This is a genomic window from Dietzia sp. PP-33 (assembly GCF_033790845.1).
Lineage (GTDB): Bacteria > Actinomycetota > Actinomycetes > Mycobacteriales > Mycobacteriaceae > Dietzia.
The window spans coordinates 70,927-90,433 of sequence record NZ_JAMYEI010000005.1 but is presented as its reverse complement, the minus strand read 5'-3'; the positions used below and the strand labels follow the sequence as shown (position 1 = coordinate 90,433).

Sequence of the window (19,507 nt, the reverse complement as noted above, 5' to 3'; positions counted from 1 at the left end):
CGTGACCACCCGGTAGCCACATACCCGCATGACCTCGAGCAGGAGGCCCGAGATGACCGATCAGACCGGAAACACCCTGCCGACGGACCTGTCCGTCGACCCGGCGGAGGCGCTCGCGCTCGCGACCCGTGTGCTCGAGGAGGTCTCGCCCCGCTTCATCGAAGGACTGGGTGCCGAGGGCACCCGCCCCAAGGGCTCGCGCAACGACTTCGCCACCGAGCTCGACCTCGAGCTGGAGCGTCGGATCTCCGACGCGCTCCGCGAGGGGACCGGACTCGAGGTGCACGGCGAAGAGTTCGGCGGCCCCCCGGTCAACGAGGGCACCCTCTGGGTGGTCGACCCGATCGACGGCACGGCCAACTACTCACTCGGCATCCCCACCACCGGCATCCTCGTCGCACTGGTCCACGAGCGGCAGCCGGTCCTGGGGCTCACCTGGCTCCCGCTGCTCGGCCTCCGCTTCACCTCGCTCGCCGGGGGCCCGTTGATGGAGAACGACGAGGAGGTCCCGCGGGTCGCCGACCTGTCCATCCGCGATGTCGCGTTGGGGCTCGGCTCCCTCAACACCGGTGCCCGCACCACCTACCCGCCGGCCTACCGGCGGGAGGTGTTCGAGCAGCTCACCGTCGACGCCGCCCGTACCCGCAAGTTCGGGTCCACGGGAGTCGACCTGTCGTTCGTGGCCTCCGGTCGGCTGTCGGCCGCCGTGAGCTTCGGCAACTACGCGTGGGACAACGCGGCGGGGGCCTCCCACATCCGCGCGGCGGGCGGCGTGGTCACCGATCTGACCGGAGAGCAGTGGTCGATCGACTCCCAGTCGATCCTCGCTGCCGGCCCGCGCGCCCACGGCGAGGTCCTCAGCACCATCCGTGAACTCGGCGAGCCCGGTAACTTCTTCGAGGCCGGCCGGCGTCGGTCCACCCCAGGGCCGGACGGCAACCGCCCGTGGCTCGACGGCGGGCGGTGACCGGGCCATGACACTCGCCACCCGGGTGATCCCGTGCCTCGACGTCGACGCGGGCCGCGTCGTCAAGGGGGTCAACTTCCTCGACCTGCGGGACGCCGGTGATCCGGTCGAGCTGGCCGCCGCCTACGACGCCCAGGGCGCCGACGAGTTGACCTTTCTCGACGTGACCGCGTCGTCATCGGGCCGCGGAACCATGATCGACGTGGTCAAGCGCACCGCCGAGCAGGTGTTCATCCCGCTCACGGTCGGCGGCGGCGTCCGCACCGCCGAGGACGTCGACCAGCTGCTCCGCGCGGGGGCGGACAAAGTCGGCGTCAACACCGCCGCCATCAACCGGCCGGAGCTCCTCGCCGAGCTCAGCCGGCGCTTCGGGTCGCAGTGCATCGTCCTGTCCGTGGACGCCCGGACGGTCCCCGAGGGTGAGGCCCCCACGCCATCCGGCTGGGAGGTCACCACCCACGGCGGCCGCCGCGGAACCGGCATCGACGCCATCGAATGGGCGCGGCGTGGCCAGGATCTGGGCGTCGGGGAGATCCTGCTCAACTCGATGGACGCGGACGGGACCAAGGCCGGGTTCGACCTGGACATGGTCCGCGCGGTGCGAGCGGCCGTGACCATTCCCGTGATCGCCTCCGGTGGCGCCGGCAGTCCCGAGCACTTCGCCCCCGCGGTCGCGGCCGGCGCCGACGCGGTGCTCGCGGCCAGCGTCTTCCACTTCGGCGAGATGACCATCGGCGACGTCAAGTCGGCCATGGCGGCCGAGGGGATCACGGTTCGATGAGTGACGCCCAGACGGATGACGGTAGGACCGGCGACCCGGTCCTCGACCCCGTCCTCGACCCTGCGATCGCCGATCGGCTCACCCGCAACGCCGACGGTCTGATCGCCGCGGTCGTGCAGGACGCCACCTCGGGCCGGGTGTTGATGATGGCGTGGATGGACGACGCGGCGCTCGCCGAGACGCTGTCCACCCGGCGCGGGGTGTACTTCTCGCGTTCGCGCGGTACGCGGTGGGTCAAGGGGGAGACCTCCGGCCACGTGCAGTACGTCCGCGGCGTGGAGATCGACTGTGACGGCGACACCATCCTGCTCCGGGTGGACCAGTCAGGGGCCGCCTGCCACAACGGCACGACCAGCTGCTTCGACACCGCCACTCTCCTCGAGGAGGAATGAACCCGTGCCCTTCATCCAGATCAACCAACTCCACGGGATGGACCCGCAGTCCAAGGCCCGGGTGATCGAGGCGGTCACGGCCGCCTACGCCGAGGCCGCGGCCAAGGACCCGGCCAAGGTGTGGGTGCTCGTCAACGACATGCCGCACGACTCGTTCGGGATCGGCGGCCGGGTCGTCGGATGAGCACCACGACCACCACCCTCGAACAGTTCCGGGCGCTGGCCTCGGGTCACCGGGTCGTTCCGGTGGTGCGGACGGTGCTCGCCGATTCCGAGACGCCACTGTCCGCCTACGACAAACTCGCGGCGGACCGTCCCGGGACCTTCCTGCTGGAGTCGGCCGAGCACGGGCGTTCGTGGTCGAGGTGGTCGTTCATCGGCTGCGGCGCGGCCGCGGCCCTGACCGTCGACGAGGCGGGCGAGGCCACCTGGTGGGGGCATGTCCCCGCCGGGGCGCCCACGGGCGGCGATCCGCTCGACGCGCTGCGCCGGACCCTCGACCTGCTGCGGACCGACCAGATCGCGGGCCTGCCACCGTTGACGTCCGGGATGGTGGGCTACCTGGGGTACGACATCGTGCGTCGGCTCGAGCGGATCGCGCCCGACACCACCGACGACCTGGAGATCCCCGAGCTCGTCCAGATGCTGGCCACCGATCTGGCCGCGTTCGATCACCACGAGGGCCGCATCCACCTGATCGCCAACGCCGTCAACTGGGACGGCAGCGACGAGCGGGTCGAGGAGGCCTACGCCGACGCGGTGGCGAGGGTGGAATCGATGACGGCGAGGCTCGCGGCGCCCGGAGCCGGCGGTGTCAGCGTGTTCGATGCCCGGGATCCCCAGATGCGCCGCTGCACCGACGAGGCGACCTATCACGCGCGGGTGGCGGACATCATCGAGCAGATCCACTCCGGCGAAGCCTTCCAGGTGGTGCTCAGTCAGCGCTTCGAGGTCGACACCTCGGCCTCGCCGAAGGACGTCTACCGGATCCTGCGCACCACCAACCCGAGCCCGTACATGTATCTGATGACCGTCCCGGACGGCACCGGGGAGGACGGCTTCGGCGGCACCGCGTTCACCATCGTGGGGTCGAGTCCCGAGGCGCTGGTCAAGGTGCAGGACGGGCAGGCCACGACCCACCCGATCGCCGGGACCCGGCCGAGGGGGGACGACGACGAGCACGACGTACTGCTGGCCAAGGACCTCGTGGAGGACGCCAAGGAGAACGCCGAACACCTCATGTTGGTCGATCTCGGCCGCAACGACCTCGGCCGGGTCTGCGAACCGGGCTCCGTGGTGGTGACCGAGTTCCGTCAGGTCGAGCGGTACAGCCATGTCATGCACCTGGTATCCACCGTGATCGGCCGTCTGACGGAGGGACGGACGGGCATCGACGCGGTCACGGCCTGTTTCCCGGCCGGCACACTGTCGGGATCGCCCAAGCCCCGCGCGCTGCAGATCATCGAGGACCTCGAGGACACCCGTCGCGGGGTCTACGGGGGAGTGGTCGGATACCTCGACTTCGCGGGCAACGCCGATCAGGCCATCGCCATCAGGTCGGCCGTGATCAAGGACGGGACCGCCTACGTCCAGGCCGGGGCCGGGATCGTCGCCGATTCCGTCGCGGCGTCCGAGGACGAGGAGTGTCGCAACAAGGCGAAGGCCGTCCTCCGGGCCGTCGCCTCCGCGGACACGTTGAGGCCGGTGGACATCGCGGGAACCGCGACCACCACCGGGACGGATCAGTGAACCAGCGCTCCAGGCTCCGTGTCCCCGTCGTGCTTCTGCTCGTCGCGGCCGCCCTGTTGTGGATCGCCTCGCGGATGGTGTGGTTGGACGTGGTGGCGTTCAACGACCAGTCGGGGGAGGCCCGGCGGAGTCTGACGGGCGGGCAGTGGCAGCCCGCCCTGGTTCCGTTGGCCGTGGGCGCCGTCGCCGCGGTGGCGGCGGTCGCGCTGGTCCGGGGGACCGGAGCCCGCGCCGTCGGTGCCGTCGTCACCGTGCTGGGCCTGGCCACGGGTGCGCTCCTGTTCTCGGCGGTCGGCGATGTGGACACCGCCCGGGTCCATTCGTCGATCACGAGCGAGGAGGAACTGGGTCGTACGAACGCGGGACCCGGGGCGACCGACGCCAGCGCCGTGCCGGAGTGGTCGGAGATCACCGAGGTCTCGGCACGGTCGCCCGGTCCCGCACTGACCGGGGCCGGTGCGCTGGCACTGATCACCGCGGGGGTCGTACCGATGCTCTGGCCGGCCCGCAGGGTGCAGCGCGATGACCGCTATGTCACCCCGGCGGCCCGCCGCGGGGCGGCGGAGTCCGGTGAGGCCGCCCCGGATACCGGTCGTGACCTGTGGCAGGAACTCGACGACGGGCGCGATCCGACGGGCTGAGCCGCTCCGACCGGGTCCCGATTCTCAGAACCCCGCCCGCGACCTCTATTGTTGATCTCGATCACACTTCTCGCCCGATCACTGCAGAGGGAGGTCACGGTGGGTACCGTGCTCGACTCGATTATCGACGGGGTCCGCGAGGACGTCGCGGCCCGCGAGGCCGTCATCGACCTCGCCGCGGTCAAGAAGGCGGCCCGGTCGGCGCCGGAACCGCGCGATGCGCTCAAGGCACTGCGCGGCGCCGGGGTGGGCGTGATCGCCGAGGTCAAGCGCGCCAGTCCGTCGAAGGGGCCGCTCGCGGAGATCCCCGACCCCGCGGTGCTGGCCCGGATGTACGAGGAGGGCGGAGCCCGCGTCATCTCGTGTCTGACCGAGGAGCGGCGCTTCAACGGCAGCCTGGCGGACCTGGACGCGGTTCGTCGCGCGGTCGACATCCCGGTCCTGCGCAAGGACTTCGTGGTGGGGCCGTACCAGATCCACGAGGCCAGGGCGCACGGCGCGGACCTTGTGTTGCTCATCGTCGCCGCCCTCGAGCAGGACGCCCTGGTGTCCCTGCTGGACCGCACGGAGTCGCTCGGGATGACGGCGCTGGTGGAGGTGCACACCGAGGAGGAGGCGGACCGCGCCCTGGAGGCCGGTGCCACCGTGATCGGCGTCAACGCCCGGAACCTCAAGACCCTCGAGGTCGACCGCGACGTGTTCTCCCGCATCGCACCCGGCCTGCCGTCCGGGGTGGTGAAGATCGCCGAGTCCGGGGTCCGGGACGCCTCGGACCTCCTGTCGTACGCGAGTGTGGGCGCCGACGCGGTGCTCGTCGGTGAGGGTCTGGTGACCAAGGGCGACCCGCGTGCGGCGTGCAACGCCCTGGCCACGGCGGGTTCGCACCCGTCCTGCCCGCAGGGACCCCGCTAGGTCCCTGTCGCATGCTTCCGGCAGACTGGGAGCCGTGAATTCTAACGAGCTGACACCGCTGCCCTCGATGGGAGACGTGCTCCGGACGACCACCGGGCACGAACCCGACCAGCGCGGCCACTGGGGCCCGTTCGGCGGGCGCTACGTACCCGAGGCGCTCATGGCGGTCGTCGACGAGGTGGCCGACGCCTACGCCAAGGCGCGGGCGGACGAGGCCTATCTGGACGAGTTGGACCGGCTCCAGCGCCACTACTCGGGCCGGCCGTCCCCGCTCTACGAGGCCAAGCGCTTCGGCGCCGAGATCGGATCGCGCGTGTTCCTCAAGCGCGAGGACCTCAACCACACCGGCTCCCACAAGATCAACAACGTCCTGGGGCAGGCTCTGCTCGCGGATCGTATGGGTAAGACCCGTGTGATAGCCGAGACGGGCGCCGGTCAGCACGGCGTGGCCACCGCGACCGCGTGTGCGTTGCTGGGCCTGGAGTGCAAGGTCTACATGGGCGCGGTGGATGTGCGCCGACAGGCACTCAACGTGGCACGGATGCGTCTCCTCGGCGCGGAGGTCGAAGCCGTTGAGGTGGGATCGGCCACCCTCAAGGACGCCATCAACGAGGCGATGCGGGACTGGGTCGCGCACGCCGACGACACCTACTACGCGTTCGGTACGGCGGCCGGACCGCACCCGTTCCCCGCGATGGTCCGGGATTTCCAGCGGATCGTGGGCACCGAGGCCCGCGCCCAGATCCTGGACCAGGCGGGGCGACTGCCCGACGCGGCCGTGGCGTGCGTGGGCGGCGGGTCCAACGCGATCGGGCTGTTCCATCCCTTCATCGACGACCCGGCGGTACGACTGGTCGGGTGCGAGGCGGGGGGCGACGGCGTGGGCTCCGGCCGCACGGCGGCCACCGTCAACGCCGGCCGGCCGGGGGTGTTCCAGGGCTCCTACGCCCACCTCATGCAGGACGAGGACGGCCAGACCATCGAATCCCACTCCATCTCGGCGGGTCTGGACTACCCGGGGGTCGGTCCCGAGCACTCGTATCTGTCCGATATCGGCCGGGCCGAGTACCGGCCGATCACCGACACCCAGGCGATGGACGCTTTCGCGCAACTCTGTCGGACGGAGGGGATCATTCCCGCGATCGAGTCCGCCCACGCGATCGCCGGGGCGGGCCAACTCGCCGCGGAGGGCGTGGGCCTGATCCTGGTCAACGTCTCGGGTCGCGGCGACAAGGACGTCGACACCGCCGCGCGGTGGTTCGGGCTGCTGGACGGAGGGGCCCCGCCGGAGGCCGGCGTGGATTCGAGACAGGGCGCCGACGACGGCCGGGGCGAGTACGCGGACGGGGGACTCGAGGGATGAGCATGCTGAGCGAGGTGTTCGAGCGGTGCCGGGCGGAGAACCGGGCCGCACTGATCGGTTACTACCCCGCGGGGTACCCCACGGTCGCCGGGTCGATAGAGGCGGTCCGGACGATGGTCGCGGGAGGGTGCGACGTCATCGAGGTGGGGATCCCGTACTCGGATCCCATGATGGACGGGCCCACGATCCAGGCGGCGGCGGATGTGGCGCTGGAGGCCGGGTTCCGGATCCGCGACACCTTCGCCGTGGTCCGGGCTGTGGCCGAGGCGGGTGCGGTCCCGGTGGTCATGAGCTACTGGAACCCGATCCTGCAGTACGGCGTGGAGCGGTTCGCCGCGGACCTCGCGGCCGCCGGGGGTACCGGGGTCATCACCCCGGATCTCATCCCGGACGAGGCGGAGGAGTGGATCACGGCCACGGACGCGCACGGGATCGACCGGGTGTTCCTCGTGGCGCCGTCGTCGACACCCGAGCGGTTGGCCATGACGCTGTCCCACACGAGCGGATTCGTCTACATCCAGGCGGTCATGGGAGTGACCGGTGCCCGTGACGTGGTCTCCGACGCCCCCCGGGCGCTCACCGCCCGGGTCAGGGAGCTCTCCGGCCTGGCATGCGGTGTCGGGCTGGGGGTTCGCAGCGGGGACCAGGCGGCGGAGATCGCCTCCTACGCCGACGGTGTGATCGTGGGCTCCGCGCTCATCACCGCGGCCACCGAGGGCGGTGACGCCCTCGCCCGGTTGACGTCCGAACTGGCCGCCGGCGTCCGCCGAGCGGGAGTCGGATCGTGATCCCGAGCCCCCCGCAGGGCGTCTGGGAGATCGGGCCGTTCCCGTTGCGCGCCTACGCACTGTGGATCATCCTCGGGATCGTCGTGGCCGTGTGGTGGGGTGACAAGCGCTGGGTCGCCCGGGGCGGGCGTCCGGGGGTCGTCCTCGACACAGCCCTCTGGGCCATCCCCTTCGGTCTGGTCGGTGGCCGCATCTACCACGTGGCCACCGACTGGTACCGCTATTTCGGCGAGGGCAGGAACCCCGTCGACGCCCTGAAGATCTGGGACGGTGGTCTGGGCATCTGGGGCGCGGTGGCGCTGGGCGCGGTCGGCGCCTACATCGGACTGCGTCAGCAGGGCATCCGGGCGATCGGCGCGTTCGGCGACGCGGTCGCACCGGGCATCGTGCTGGCGCAGGGCATCGGACGGATGGGAAACTACTTCAACCAGGAGCTCTACGGCCGCGAGACGGATGTGCCGTGGGCACTCGAGATCTACCGACGCTACGACGAGGTGTACGGATACTCCGAGACGATCGGGCGCTCCACCGGCCAGGTCATCGCCACCGTCCACCCCACGTTCCTCTACGAACTGGTATGGAACGTCCTGGTGGCGATCGCGCTGGTGCTCATCGACCGACGGTTCCGGATCGGCCACGGCCGACTCTTCGCCCTCTACGTGGCCCTGTACTGTTTCGGCCGGTTCTGGGTGGAACTGCTCCGTGCGGACGCGGCCACCCAGGTGTTGGGGATGCGGATCAACACGATCGTCGCGATCGTCGTGATGGTGGCGGCCCTGATCTACGTGTGGCGCGCCCGCCGGGGCCGCGAGGACCCGTCGGAGCTGCGAGCCCCCGAGGACGTGACCGGCGAGTCCCCGGAAGACGCACCCCCGTTGGCCGGTCGTTGACGTCGGGTTAACCGGTCGTCGCGGTGAGGGGACTAGATTGGTACGGGTGAACCGTCGTACCAAGATCGTCTGCACCCTGGGTCCCGCCGTCGCGTCGGAGGCTGGAATCCGTGAACTCGTCGACGCCGGGATGAACGTCGCCCGGCTCAACTTCAGCCACGGAGACCACTCCGATCACGAGGCCAACTACCGCTGGGTCCGTAAAGCCTCGGACGAGTCGGGGCACGCCGTCGGTGTGCTCGCGGACCTCCAGGGCCCCAAGATCCGGCTCGGCCGCTTCATCGAGGGCCGCCACGAATGGGCGGAGGGCGACAAGGTCGCCATCACCGTCGCGGACGTGGAGGGCACCAAGGAGCGGGTCTCCACCACCTACAAGGGGCTGGCCACCGACGCCCGTCCGGGCGACCGACTGCTCGTGGATGACGGCAACATCGGCCTGACCGTCCAGCGGGTCGAGGGCGACGACGTCCACTGTGTCGTCACCGAGGGGGGCACGGTATCCAACAACAAGGGCGTGTCCCTGCCCGGGATGAACGTCTCGGTTCCCGCGATGAGCGAGAAGGACATCACGGACCTGCGCTTCGCCCTCGCGCTGGGGGTCGACTTCATCGCCCTGTCGTTCGTCCGGTCGCCTGCGGACGTGGACCTGGTGCACGAGATCATGGATGAAGTCGGGGTGCACGTCCCGGTGATCGCCAAGCTCGAGAAGCCCGAGGCGGTCAAGAACCTCGAGTCGATCGTCCTGGCCTTCGACGCGATCATGGTCGCCCGCGGCGACCTGGGGGTGGAGTTGCCCCTGCAGGACGTGCCACTGGTCCAGAAGAGGGCCATCCAGATCGCGCGGGAGAACGCCAAGCCGGTCATCGTGGCCACGCAGATGCTCGAGTCCATGATCGCCAACTCCCGGCCCACCCGCGCGGAGGCGTCGGACGTCGCCAACGCCGTGCTCGACGGCGCCGACGCCGTGATGCTCTCGGGCGAGACCTCCGTGGGTAAGTACCCCATCGACGCGGTGCGCACCATGTCCTCCATCGCCCTCGCCGTCGAGGCCGACTCCACCGCCGCGCCGGACCTCGTCCACATCCCGCGGACCAAGCGCGGGGTCATCTCCTACTCGGCCCGCGAGATCGGGGAGCGATTGGGCGCCAAGGCGCTCGTCGCGGTGACCTCGACCGGTGACACGGTCCGCCGGCTCGCCCGCCTGCACAGCCACCTGCCCCTCATCGCGATCACCGGCGATCCGCGGATCCGGAGTCAACTGGCACTCACATGGGGTACCGAGACTTTCCTGACCGACCGCGTCAACGAGACGGCCGAGCTGGTCAAGGTCACCGACGAACTGTTGCTCCCACTCGAGGGGTACAACGAGGACGATCTCATCGTGATCGTCGCGGGCAACGTCCCGGGCGTCGAGGGCTCGACCAACTTCATCCTCGTGCACAGGATGGGCGAGGCAGACCACTGATCACCTTCGGGTAACAACTCGGTAGCGCCGGTGAGCACCCGCTCACCGGCGCTTTTGTACCAATATGTGCTTTCGACGTGACAGGGTCGAGACACTTCTGTTACCTTTTGTGGGGCCACCGGGGAAGCCGGTCGGCGCACCGCTTCACCAACGCACCGAATCCCGAGGTTTCCCCTGATGTCCGACGCCACTCGTATCACCTTCACCGAGCTCGCCGACCGACTCGGTGTGGACGGTTCCGGCGCGACCGCCGGTCGTCACCGGGCCGCCCGCTCCGCAGGGATGGGCCGTATCGTTGCCGGCGCCGTCGCCGGTGCCGCGCTCTCCGGGGGCGTGGCCATGGCCGCCGCCCCCGCCGCATCCGCCCAGTCCTCCGACATGGTCGACGTCAACCAGCTCGGCCAGATGGCCCAGGAATTCGCGCAGGGCATCGGCCTGAACGAGGCGCAGCTGCGGGAGTACGCCATCGACCCGGCGATGTTCGGCTCACTGTCGGCGCCGTCCGTCGGCGGTGCACACGCCCCCACCGTCGGGCCCATCACCTCGGGCTTCGGCCCGCGGTGGGGCACCTTCCACAACGGCACCGACTTCGGCGCGCCGATCGGCACGCCGATGTTCGCCGCCAAGTCCGGCACCGTGGTGGCTGCGGGCCCGGCCTCGGGTTACGGACTCTGGGTCCGGATCCAGACCGACGACGGTTACCTTCTCGAGTACGGACACAACGACCAGAACTACGTCTCGGTAGGCCAGCGTGTCCACGCGGGTCAGGTCATCGGGACCGTGGGCAACCGCGGCTACTCGACCGGGCCGCACCTGCACTTCGGTGTCCGCAACCCCGCCGGTCAGTGGATCGACCCGGTGCAGTGGTTGGGTGCCAACGGCGTCGTGGTCTGATCGCGCTCCGCGACCCGCACGTCCCCGCGCCCCGTCCCCCGTCGAGGGGGGCGGGGCGCGGTGCGTTGTGGGACCCCGTGTCGGGCCGATCTGACAGAGTGGACCCGGAGAACCCACCACGATCGAAGGAAGCAATCCATGTCGCAGACCGTCAGGGGCGTCATAGCCCGGAGTAAGGGCGCGGTAGTCGAGTTGGTGGACGTCGTCGTCCCCGATCCGGGGCCGAACGACGTCGTCGTCCGCGTGCAGGCGTGCGGTGTCTGCCACACCGACCTCGCCTACCGCGACGGCGGCATCAACGACGAGTACCCCTTCCTTCTCGGCCACGAGGCCGCGGGGATCGTCGAGACCGTGGGCGACCGCGTGACCCACGTGGCGGAGGGCGACTTCGTGGTGTTGAACTGGCGCGCGGTGTGCGGCGAGTGCCGCGCGTGCAAGCGTGGGCAGCAGCAGTACTGCTTCGCCACCCACAACGCATCGAAGAAGATGACCCTCACCGACGGGACGGAACTCAGCCCGGCGCTCGGGATCGGTGCGTTCATCGACAAGACCCTCGTCCACGAGGGACAGTGCACCAAGGTGGATCCCGCGGCCGACCCGGCCGTCGCGGGGCTGCTTGGCTGCGGCGTGATGGCCGGCCTCGGAGCCGCCGTCAACACGGGCAACGTCACGCGCGGCCAGTCCGTCGCCGTGATCGGGTGCGGCGGCGTGGGCGTCGCTGCGGTGGTGGGCGCCCGCCTGGCCGGCGCCTCCCGGATCATTGCCGTGGACATCGATGACACCAAGCTCGAGTGGGCGAAGGACTTCGGTGCCACCCACACGGTCAATTCACGCGAGTCGGACCCGGTGGCAGCCATCCAGGAGCTCACGGGCGGTGTCGGCGCCGACGTCGTGATTGACGCGGTCGGCCGGCCCGAGACCTACGAGCAGGCCTTCTACGCCCGCGATCTCGCCGGCACCGTGGTCCTGGTCGGCGTGCCCACCCCTGAGATGCGGTTGGAGCTCCCACTGCTCGACTTCTTCGGTCGCGGGGGATCCCTCAAGTCCTCCTGGTATGGCGACTGTCTGCCCGAGCGGGACTTCCCGATGCTGGTGGACCTGCACCTGCAAGGCCGGCTGCCGCTCGAGAAGTTCGTCAGCGAGCGCATCGGCATCGACGCGGTCGAGTCGGCGTTCGATGCTATGAAGTCCGGTTCCGTCCTCCGATCGGTGGTGACCCTGTGAGCGAGACCCACACCAGTGCCGGCAATGCCGGTGGCCTACGCATCGAGAAGGTCGTGACGAGCGGCGTCTTCGCCCTTGACGGCGGCGAGTGGGAGGTGGACAACAACATCTGGATCCTCGGCGACGACTCCGAGGTGTACATCATCGATGCCGCCCACACGGCTCGGCCGATCATCGACGCGGTGGCCGGGCGCACGGTCAAGGGCATCCTGTGTTCGCATGCGCATAACGACCACATCACCGTCGCCCCCGAACTGGCCCGCGAGCTCGACACGCGGATCTTCGTCCACCCCGGTGACCAGATGCTCTGGGAGGAGACCCACCCGACGGTCGGACACGAGGACCTGGAGGACGGGCAGAGGTTCCGCATCGCCGGGACGGAGTTCAGTGTGATGAACACCCCGGGACATTCGCCGGGCTCCTGCGTCTTCCATGTTCCGGAAGCGGGCGTACTGTTCTCCGGCGACACTCTGTTCTCCGGAGGGCCCGGTGCCACCGGGCGGTCGTACTCCGATTTCCCGACCATCATCACGTCGATCCGGGACCGCATCTTCACATTGCCCGCGGAGACCCTGGTCCACACCGGCCACGGTGACGGCACGAAGGTGGGCGAGGAATCGCCCCATCTGGAGGAGTGGATCGCCCGGGGCAGCTGACCGGGCACCATGGGGGGATGACGATGTCGGATCCCGTCCCGGAGAGAACTGAGCGCACCCCCTGGCACACTCTCTCCACCTCCGAGGTGCTCTCCCGTCTCGGCGCTGGCGCCGACGGGCTGAGCCGCTCCGAGGCGTCGCGCCGCCTGGTGGAGCACGGGCCCAACACACTGCCCGAGCCCGCGCGGGTCCCGGCCTGGCGGCGTGTCCTGCGATTGCTCGCCGACCCCATGATCCTCGTCCTGGCCGTGGCGGCCGCGGTGAGCGCGGGGGTCTCCCGGGAGTGGGAGACCCCCGTCGTCATCCTCCTGGTGGTGGCGCTCAACACCGTCCTCAACTATGTGCAGGAGACGCGCGCCGAGGAGAGCCTGGCCGCACTGCGCGACATGTCGGTGCCACACAGCCGGGTGGTGCGCGACGGTTCCGAGATCGAGGTGGACAGCGCCGACCTCGTGCCGGGTGACGTCGTTGTAGTGGAATCCGGAGACCGGGTCCCCGCCGACGGACGGGTGCTCGAGGCCGCCCGGCTCCAGGTGGCGGAGTCGGCGCTGACGGGTGAGTCCGTGCCGGTGGACAAGACGGCTGGCGCGGTGGCCGCGGCGGACGCGCCTCTCGGCGATCGTCTCGGCATGGTTTTCATGAACACCGAGGTCACACGCGGTCGGGCGCGTGTGGTGATCACGGGGACCGGTGAGCACACCGAGATGGGTGCCATCGCCGACCTGCTCGGCGGCGCGGGGGTCGAGCAGACCCCGCTGCAGCGCCGGATCGGCGTTCTGGCCAAGGTCCTCACCGCGATCGCGCTGGTCGTGGTGACGCTGGTCATGGGCATCGGCCTGGTGCGCGGGCAGTCATGGGAGGACATGCTCCTCAGCGCGGTCTCGCTCGCCGTCGCGACGATCCCGGAGGGGCTCACCGCCGTCGTCGCGTTCACCCTCGCCATGGGGGCCGCGCGACTCGCCCGCGAGGGCGCGATCATCAAGAACCTCGCGGCGGTGGAGACCCTCGGCTCGACGAGTCACATCGCCACCGACAAGACGGGGACGCTCACCCTCAACGAGATGACCGTGACGCGGATCGTCGCGAACGGCTCGGTCTACTCCGTCACCGGCACCGGTTACCTCGCTCCGGGGACGGTCTTGTCCTCCGACCCGGACGCCGTGCCGGACCTGCGGCGGGCCGCGACGGCCATGGCACTGTGCAACGACGCGATCGTGTCCGACGGTGAACTCGTCGGGGACCCCACCGAGGGCGCCCTACTGGTCGCTGCCATGAAGTGCGGGCTCGACGTCGAGGGCCTGCGCGCCGCCCGGCCGCGGGTTGCCCAGGTGCCCTTCGACTCCGATTACAAGTTCATGGCCACCGTGAACCGCTCCCCGGACGGGGATCTGGCACTCAGCGTCAAGGGCGCCACCGGTGCGCTGTTGCCGCGCTCGACCCACGTGTGGGACGGCACGGATGACGTGGAGCTCACCGACGAACTGCACGAGGGGATCCGGCACGCGACCGACGAGCTCGCCGAGCGGGGTCTGCGGACCCTGCTGGTGGCGGGGCGCCGGGTCGAGGTCGGGACCGGCGAGGACGGGGTCGACGAGGGCAGGGTCGGCGAGGGCGGGGTCGATGAGGGCGGGGTCGACGACGACGCGCTCCTGGGCGAGGTGCGTGGCCTCACCGTGTTCGCCGTGGTCGGCATCGTCGACCCACCCCGTACGGAGGCGGCCGAGGCCATCCGGGTGGCGCGCGAGGCGGGGATCTCGGTTCACATGATCACCGGCGACCACCTCGTCACGGCCTCCGCGATCGCCCGCGACCTCGGGATCGAGGGTGAGGCCGTCAGTGGCGCAGACCTCGACGGGATCGGCGACGACGAGCTGATCGACCGCGCTCCCGACCTGGGGGTCCTCGCCAGGGTGTCTCCCGAGCACAAGATCCGCATGGTCAGGTCCCTGCAGTCCGGCGGGGACGTGGTGGCCATGACCGGCGACGGCGTCAACGACGCTCCTGCACTGAGCCAGGCCGACATCGGGATCGCGATGGGGATCACGGGCACCGACGTCTCCAAGGGCGCTGCCGACATGGTGCTCACCGACGACAACTTCGCGACCATCGTCTCGGCCGTCGAGCAGGGGCGAGGGATCTACGACAACATCGTCAAGTTCGTGAAGTTCCAGCTCACCACCGCGTGGGCGTTCGTGCTGGTATTCCTGGCCAGCGGGTTGTTCGGTCTGGCGGCCGTGCCCTTCAGCGCCCTGCAGGTCCTTCTGGTGAACATCGTCATGGACGGTCCGCCGGCGATGGCACTGGGCGTGGAGCTGGTGGAGAAGGACGCGATGCGGCGGAACCCCCGGCCGGCGGGCGAGCAGATCCTCACCCCGGTACGCCTGGTGCGCATTCTGTGGCTCGGCGTGGTGATGGCCACCGGGACGCTGTTCGTCTTGGCGTTCGCCGAGGTGGTGTTCCCCCAGCGCGCGGGCGTGCCGTTGTTCGCCACCACCCTGGCCTACGCCACCTTCGTCTTCTACCAGGTGTTCAACCTGATGAACGTCCGATCCACGAATGGCTCGGTGTTCTCCCGCGACATGGCGCACAATGCGCCCATCTGGGTGGCGTTGGCCGCGGTCCCTCTGTTGCTGGTGGCCGTGGTCGAGGTGCCCTTCCTCCAGGCGATCTTCGATACGACGTCGTTGCGTGCGGATGAGTGGCTGCTGGCGGTCGCGGTGGGCTCCTCGATCCTCTGGCTCGAGGAACTCCGGAAGATCGGGGCGAGGTGGCGCGCTCGGCGGGAGGACGTGTCGGGCAGGATGGTGGTGGTCTGACGCGCTCTCCGCGAGGGCGCCGCCACCGGCTGCACCGGTGAGCGCGACTCGGTCAGGCAGAGGAGGAGTCACGATCATGGGCAGGGTCACCGCCAGCAACACCATCGTCATCGAGGCGCCCGTCGCGGCCGTCACGGCCGCGATCGCCGACTACGCCCAGGTCCGTCCCCGGATCCAGCCCGAGCAGTTCAGTGCGTACCGACTGATCGAGGGCGGCCAGGGTCACGGCACCGTCGCCGCCTGGAACCTCCAGGCCACCAAGAAGCGCAGCCGGGACGTCAAGGCCACCGTGACCGTCGATGAGACCGGCGCGCACTGGTTCCTGGTGGAGAAGGACGCCAATTCGTCCATGGCCACCACCTACACCGTGCGCGAGGCCACCGGCGGGTCGCTGGTGGAGATGACCACCTCGTGGGACGGCGCCGGGGGAGTGGGCGGGTTCTTCGAGCGGATCTTCGCTCCTGCCGGGCTCAAGCGGATCCAGCACCAGCTGCTGGCCAATCTCAAGGCCGAGGTCGAGGAGTAGCTCCGCGGGTCGGCGTCGAGCGACGATCCCGCAGCTCAGCGGTCGGTCTCGTCGGGGGCCGACCTCGTCGTCGCTGTGTCCTTCTCTCCGCGGCCGGCCGTGACGGTCGTGGGGACATCCGCCCCGCCGGCGGTACCCGATTCCGTGGCCGCCTCCGCCGCCTCGACGTCGGTCCCTGACGGGGCAGCCGCCGCAGCGGCCTCAGCGGCCTCACGGGCGGCCTCGGCCTGGGCTGAACCGGTGCGGAGCACGATGGGTGGCAGGAACGCCAGGACCACGGAGGCGGCGACGGCGAGGATGCCGGCAACCAGGTAGATCTCCGACATGCTCAACGCGAAGCCCTGTTCGAAGGGGTGGGCGACGAGTTCCGGCAGCCGGTTGATGACCGAGGAGTCCTTGGTGACGGTCTCGAGCGCACCCGCCCCGGTGGCGGGGTCCGCCAACGCTTCCACGATCCCGTAGGCCTCGGGATCCTGCCGGAGTGCAGGGTCTGCCAGGCCCTGCTGTACGCCGCGGGCCAGACTGCCGTCGGCGGCGGCCTGTTCGAGTTCGCTGCTGATCGATCCACCGACGCGGCTGAACAGGATCGACAGGAACACGGCCACACCGGCGGTCCCCCCGAGCTGGCGGAAGAACGTGGCCGATGCGGTGGCCACGCCGATCTCGCGCGGGCTCACGGCGTTCTGCACGATCAGGGTCAGCGGCTGCATACAGTTGCCCAGGCCGATCCCCAGGACCAGCATGTAGCCCATCACCAGGGTCAGGGACGTGTCGGCGTCGATCGTCCACAGCAGGAACAGGCCGACGGCCGCCACCGCGGTGCCGAAGATGGGGAACTCGCGGACCCTCCCGGTCTTGGAGATGAGCTGGCCGGACACGATCGAGGCGCCCATCATCCCCGCCACCAGCGGGAGCATCATGAGTCCGGATTCCATGGGGTCGGCGCCGTGGACGATCTGCATGTACAGCGGCAGCGTCATCATCCCGCCGAACATGGCCATACCCACGATCACGCCGCCGGCGGTGACGATCGCGAAGGTGCGGTCGCGGAACAGTCGCAGCGGGATGAGCGCCTGGTCGCCGGCGCGGGCCTCGACGACGAGGAACAGGCCGATCCCCGCCAGGCCCACGACGTAGCAGGCGAGCGCGGCCGGGGAGGCCCAGCCCCAGGTGCGTCCCTGTTCGGCGACCAGCAGGAGCGGAACGAGGCCGACCACGATAGCGGCCGCGCCCGCCCAGTCCACCCGGTGGTCCACGCGGACGTTCTTGACGTTGAGGGTGAGCATCACGAGGGTCAGCGCGATCGCGCCGATGGGGACGTTGATGAGGAAGATCCAGCGCCAGCCGTCGATGCCGAAGATCGTGTCGACCCCGGCGAAGAAGCCACCGATGACCGGACCGATGACCGAGGACGAGGCGAAGACCGCCAGCATGTAGCCCTGGTATTTGGCACGGTCCCGAGGCGGGATGATGTCGCCGATGATCGCCAGCGACAGCGACATCAGGGCGCCGGCACCCAAACCCTGGATCCCGCGGTACACCGCGAGCGTGTACATCGAGTCGGCGAGCGTGCACAGCAGTGAGCCGAACACGAAGATCACGATGCCGATCACGAAGAACGGCTTCCGACCGTAGATGTCGGACAACTTTCCGTACAGGGGCGTCGAGATGGTCGACGTCATGAGGTACGCGGTGGTGACCCATGCCTGTGCGTCCAGCCCGTGCAGGTCGTCGGCGATGGTCCTGATGGCCGTCGAGACGATCGTCTGATCCAGGCTGGCGAGGAACATGGCGGACATGAGTCCGGCGAGGATCACGAGTATCTGGCGATGTGAGAACTCGCCGTCCTCACCGGCGTGGACCGTGGCCGGCCTGGGGGTGGTCATGAGTTCTCCTTGGCGGACGTGAGGGAGTCGAGTTCCGCGCGCAGGGACTCCGCGAGGCGAGTCAGTCCCTCGGTGAGAGATTCCGCCTGTTCAGGGGTCCAGTCGGCCAGTACCTCGGCCATCCACTGCCCGCGGCCATCGAACACGCGGGTGACGAGGTCGGATCCCTCGGCTGTGAGCGTGACGAGGCTCGCGCGCCCGTCGTCCGGGTCCGGGACCTTGGTCACCAGGCCGAGTGTCTCGAGGTGGCGGACCTGACGACTGACCACGGAGACGTCGGTGTGGACCCGGTCGGCCAGGCCGGTGACCCGGGCGGGTTCGTCATGGACGGCGAAGAGTAGGGGATGGGCGGACGGTTCGAGCGATTCGTGAAAGCGGGGAACCGAGACGTTGACCGCGCGTAGCAGTTTGACGACGCGGGACAGGTCCACGACCAGTTTTCCGCCCTCGTCGGCATCGATCCCCACGCCAGCCACCTCCGCACCCAGTTTAATTGCTTGCAGCAAGCAAGTATAAGCACTGGTCGTCGACCCGGCAAATCGGGGAGGGGAGGCCCGGTCGGGACCCGCCTCCGGGCGTTGTGAAGACGCCGATCCCGCGAACAAGCGATTTCATCGGCGATAACATCGAGGCGGGCCGCGGAGCGTGCGTATGGGCTCTCTCGTCTGTGGCCCCGGAACGGGAAACGATTCAACCGGTCCAGTTTGCGGCTAACTGTTGACAGTTGACAGAGACATCGATCACAATAGGTGTGACCTGGACAACGGCCACCAGCGCGACCGGGTAGATCCTGCTGGTGGCCGCCCGGGAGGAGTTGACCGGTGCCTCCGCGGCCCGAGGGATCGAGTCGAGCAGAGGAGTTGCGATGAAGAAGGCTGTGAATTCCCCCCTGACCAGGGATGGAACGTTCGCACGTCGGACCGAGGAGCGGGTCAGGGAGATGATCCTCGACGGCACACTTCCTCCCGGGGAGCGATTGAACGAGGTGTCGATCGCCGAAGTGCTCGGCATCAGTCGCGGACCGCTCCGGGAAGCGATTCAGCGACTGGCCGGCGAGGGACTGTTGACGATCGTCAGTCATCGCGGCGCCTTCGTGAAGACGTTCGAGGCCGGTGAGGTCGACGACCTGCACGAGCTCCGCACTGCTCTGGAAGCCCACAGCGTCCGTCTGGTGTGCCGTAAGGCGACGGAAGAGGAACTGAGGGAGCTCGAGCAGTTGGTCGGGGAAGCGGGGGAGGAGCTCTCGCAGGATCCCGACCGCCCGTACCCCGCCGATAGGGACCTGCACACGCGACTGACGTGGATGAGTGGCAACGACGCACTGGCCGCCGCGACGGTGGAAGTCCAGCGTCAGATCTCTCTCGCGAGGCAGACCTCGGCGAAGAAGCCGGACAGGGCCCGTGAAGCCCTGGTCGAGCATGAACGACTCATCGCGGCGATCGTCGACCGCGACGAGGACCGCGCAGCCGAGATCTTGCGACTGCACCTCGACAAGGCGCGCCAGAGCGCGGTCGACGCGCTCGGGATCACATCCGAATAGCGGCTCAGACGGGCCAG

19 protein-coding genes are annotated in these 19,507 nt (G+C 69.5%); 17 read left to right on the top strand and 2 right to left on the bottom strand.

Features of this window, described 5'->3' with window-relative positions:
* Nucleotides 1-52: 52 nt before the first annotated feature.
* The 16 genes from NJE57_RS10385 to NJE57_RS10310 all read left to right on the top strand — a co-directional run bounded on the left by NJE57_RS10385 (nt 53) and on the right by NJE57_RS10310 (nt 16,064).
* The gene (locus NJE57_RS10385) at nt 53-967 is read left to right on the top strand and encodes an inositol monophosphatase family protein (RefSeq protein ID WP_319028332.1); all 915 of its coding nucleotides are present in this window, start codon (nt 53-55) and stop codon (nt 965-967) included.
* 7 nt (nt 968-974) lie between these two features.
* On the top strand, nt 975-1,748 hold the full coding sequence (hisF, locus tag NJE57_RS10380; protein WP_319028331.1) for an imidazole glycerol phosphate synthase subunit HisF: 774 nt from the start codon (nt 975-977) through the stop codon (nt 1,746-1,748).
* Nucleotides 1,745-2,140 (top strand): phosphoribosyl-AMP cyclohydrolase, encoded by a 396-nt coding sequence (hisI, locus tag NJE57_RS10375; RefSeq protein WP_319028330.1) that lies wholly within the window; start codon nt 1,745-1,747, stop codon nt 2,138-2,140. The genes hisF and hisI overlap by 4 nt, the downstream gene beginning before the upstream one ends.
* A 4-nt stretch (nt 2,141-2,144) precedes the next feature.
* A complete protein-coding gene (locus NJE57_RS10370) occupies nt 2,145-2,324 on the top strand; it encodes a tautomerase family protein (protein WP_319028329.1) in 180 nt (59 codons plus the stop codon).
* Nucleotides 2,321-3,889, top strand: a complete 1,569-nt coding sequence (locus NJE57_RS10365; protein ID WP_319028328.1) for an anthranilate synthase component I — start codon at nt 2,321-2,323, stop codon at nt 3,887-3,889. Before NJE57_RS10370 ends, NJE57_RS10365 begins: the two co-directional genes overlap by 4 nt.
* Nucleotides 3,886-4,530: a TIGR02234 family membrane protein gene (locus tag NJE57_RS10360; RefSeq protein ID WP_319028327.1), complete on the top strand. Its 645-nt coding sequence runs from the start codon at nt 3,886-3,888 to the stop codon at nt 4,528-4,530. Before NJE57_RS10365 ends, NJE57_RS10360 begins: the two co-directional genes overlap by 4 nt.
* Before the next feature lie 99 nt (nt 4,531-4,629).
* On the top strand, nt 4,630-5,442 hold the full coding sequence (gene trpC, locus NJE57_RS10355; RefSeq protein ID WP_319028325.1) for an indole-3-glycerol phosphate synthase TrpC: 813 nt from the start codon (nt 4,630-4,632) through the stop codon (nt 5,440-5,442).
* Nucleotides 5,443-5,509: 67 nt separating this feature from the next.
* Nucleotides 5,510-6,805 (top strand): tryptophan synthase subunit beta, encoded by a 1,296-nt coding sequence (trpB, locus tag NJE57_RS10350; RefSeq protein WP_319028520.1) that lies wholly within the window; start codon nt 5,510-5,512, stop codon nt 6,803-6,805.
* Nucleotides 6,802-7,593 (top strand): tryptophan synthase subunit alpha, encoded by a 792-nt coding sequence (gene trpA, locus NJE57_RS10345; RefSeq protein WP_319028324.1) that lies wholly within the window; start codon nt 6,802-6,804, stop codon nt 7,591-7,593. Before trpB ends, trpA begins: the two co-directional genes overlap by 4 nt.
* The gene (gene lgt, locus NJE57_RS10340) at nt 7,587-8,483 is read left to right on the top strand and encodes a prolipoprotein diacylglyceryl transferase (protein WP_413464400.1); all 897 of its coding nucleotides are present in this window, start codon (nt 7,587-7,589) and stop codon (nt 8,481-8,483) included. The genes trpA and lgt overlap by 7 nt, the downstream gene beginning before the upstream one ends.
* 46 nt (nt 8,484-8,529) lie before the next feature.
* A complete protein-coding gene (gene pyk, locus NJE57_RS10335; protein ID WP_319028322.1) occupies nt 8,530-9,948 on the top strand; it encodes a pyruvate kinase in 1,419 nt (472 codons plus the stop codon).
* Between the two features lie 177 nt (nt 9,949-10,125).
* Complete coding sequence (locus NJE57_RS10330; protein ID WP_319028320.1) at nt 10,126-10,842, top strand: M23 family metallopeptidase; 717 nt, start codon at nt 10,126-10,128, stop codon at nt 10,840-10,842.
* Nucleotides 10,843-10,980: 138 nt separating this feature from the next.
* Nucleotides 10,981-12,066 carry an S-(hydroxymethyl)mycothiol dehydrogenase gene (locus NJE57_RS10325; protein WP_319028319.1) on the top strand — a complete coding sequence of 362 codons (1,086 nt, stop codon included), beginning with the start codon at nt 10,981-10,983 and terminating at the stop codon, nt 12,064-12,066.
* Entirely contained in the window at nt 12,063-12,722 is a 660-nt protein-coding gene (locus tag NJE57_RS10320; protein WP_319028318.1) for an MBL fold metallo-hydrolase, read from the top strand. The genes NJE57_RS10325 and NJE57_RS10320 overlap by 4 nt, the downstream gene beginning before the upstream one ends.
* Before the next feature lie 17 nt (nt 12,723-12,739).
* Nucleotides 12,740-15,538: a cation-translocating P-type ATPase gene (locus NJE57_RS10315; RefSeq protein WP_319028317.1), complete on the top strand. Its 2,799-nt coding sequence runs from the start codon at nt 12,740-12,742 to the stop codon at nt 15,536-15,538.
* A gap of 76 nt (nt 15,539-15,614) precedes the next feature.
* Nucleotides 15,615-16,064, top strand: coding sequence for an SRPBCC family protein (locus tag NJE57_RS10310; protein ID WP_319028316.1), 450 nt, complete (start codon nt 15,615-15,617; stop codon nt 16,062-16,064).
* A 35-nt stretch (nt 16,065-16,099) separates the two neighbouring features.
* Here the strand turns inward: NJE57_RS10310 and NJE57_RS10305 are convergent, their stop codons facing one another.
* Both NJE57_RS10305 and NJE57_RS10300 read right to left on the bottom strand, forming a co-directional pair.
* A complete protein-coding gene (locus NJE57_RS10305; protein ID WP_319028315.1) occupies nt 16,100-17,950 on the bottom strand; it encodes an MDR family MFS transporter in 1,851 nt (616 codons plus the stop codon).
* Nucleotides 17,947-18,417: a MarR family winged helix-turn-helix transcriptional regulator gene (locus NJE57_RS10300; RefSeq protein ID WP_319028314.1), complete on the bottom strand. Its 471-nt coding sequence runs from the start codon at nt 18,415-18,417 to the stop codon at nt 17,947-17,949. Before NJE57_RS10300 ends, NJE57_RS10305 begins: the two co-directional genes overlap by 4 nt.
* A 398-nt stretch (nt 18,418-18,815) precedes the next feature.
* On the opposite strand from NJE57_RS10300, the gene NJE57_RS10295 reads away from it, so the two are divergent.
* Nucleotides 18,816-19,490, top strand: coding sequence for a GntR family transcriptional regulator (locus NJE57_RS10295; protein WP_319028313.1), 675 nt, complete (start codon nt 18,816-18,818; stop codon nt 19,488-19,490).
* Nucleotides 19,491-19,507 lie beyond the last annotated feature (17 nt).

Excerpts from the sequence above, each read along its gene's own strand:
- NJE57_RS10325 (WP_319028319.1), top strand. The coding sequence starts at position 10,981 with ATGTCGCAGACCGTCAGGGGCGTCATAGCCCGGAGTAAGGGCGCGGTA.
- hisI (WP_319028330.1), top strand. The coding sequence starts at position 1,745 with ATGAGTGACGCCCAGACGGATGACGGTAGGACCGGCGACCCGGTCCTC.
- hisF (WP_319028331.1), top strand. The coding sequence starts at position 975 with ATGACACTCGCCACCCGGGTGATCCCGTGCCTCGACGTCGACGCGGGC.
- trpA (WP_319028324.1), top strand. The coding sequence starts at position 6,802 with ATGAGCATGCTGAGCGAGGTGTTCGAGCGGTGCCGGGCGGAGAACCGG.
- trpB (WP_319028520.1), top strand. The coding sequence starts at position 5,510 with ATGGGAGACGTGCTCCGGACGACCACCGGGCACGAACCCGACCAGCGC.
- NJE57_RS10385 (WP_319028332.1), top strand. The coding sequence starts at position 53 with ATGACCGATCAGACCGGAAACACCCTGCCGACGGACCTGTCCGTCGAC.
- NJE57_RS10295 (WP_319028313.1), top strand. The coding sequence starts at position 18,816 with ATGAAGAAGGCTGTGAATTCCCCCCTGACCAGGGATGGAACGTTCGCA.
- NJE57_RS10315 (WP_319028317.1), top strand. The coding sequence starts at position 12,740 with ATGACGATGTCGGATCCCGTCCCGGAGAGAACTGAGCGCACCCCCTGG.
- NJE57_RS10310 (WP_319028316.1), top strand. The coding sequence starts at position 15,615 with ATGGGCAGGGTCACCGCCAGCAACACCATCGTCATCGAGGCGCCCGTC.
- NJE57_RS10365 (WP_319028328.1), top strand. The coding sequence starts at position 2,321 with ATGAGCACCACGACCACCACCCTCGAACAGTTCCGGGCGCTGGCCTCG.
- NJE57_RS10305 (WP_319028315.1), bottom strand. The coding sequence starts at position 17,950 with ATGACCACCCCCAGGCCGGCCACGGTCCACGCCGGTGAGGACGGCGAG.
- NJE57_RS10330 (WP_319028320.1), top strand. The coding sequence starts at position 10,126 with ATGTCCGACGCCACTCGTATCACCTTCACCGAGCTCGCCGACCGACTC.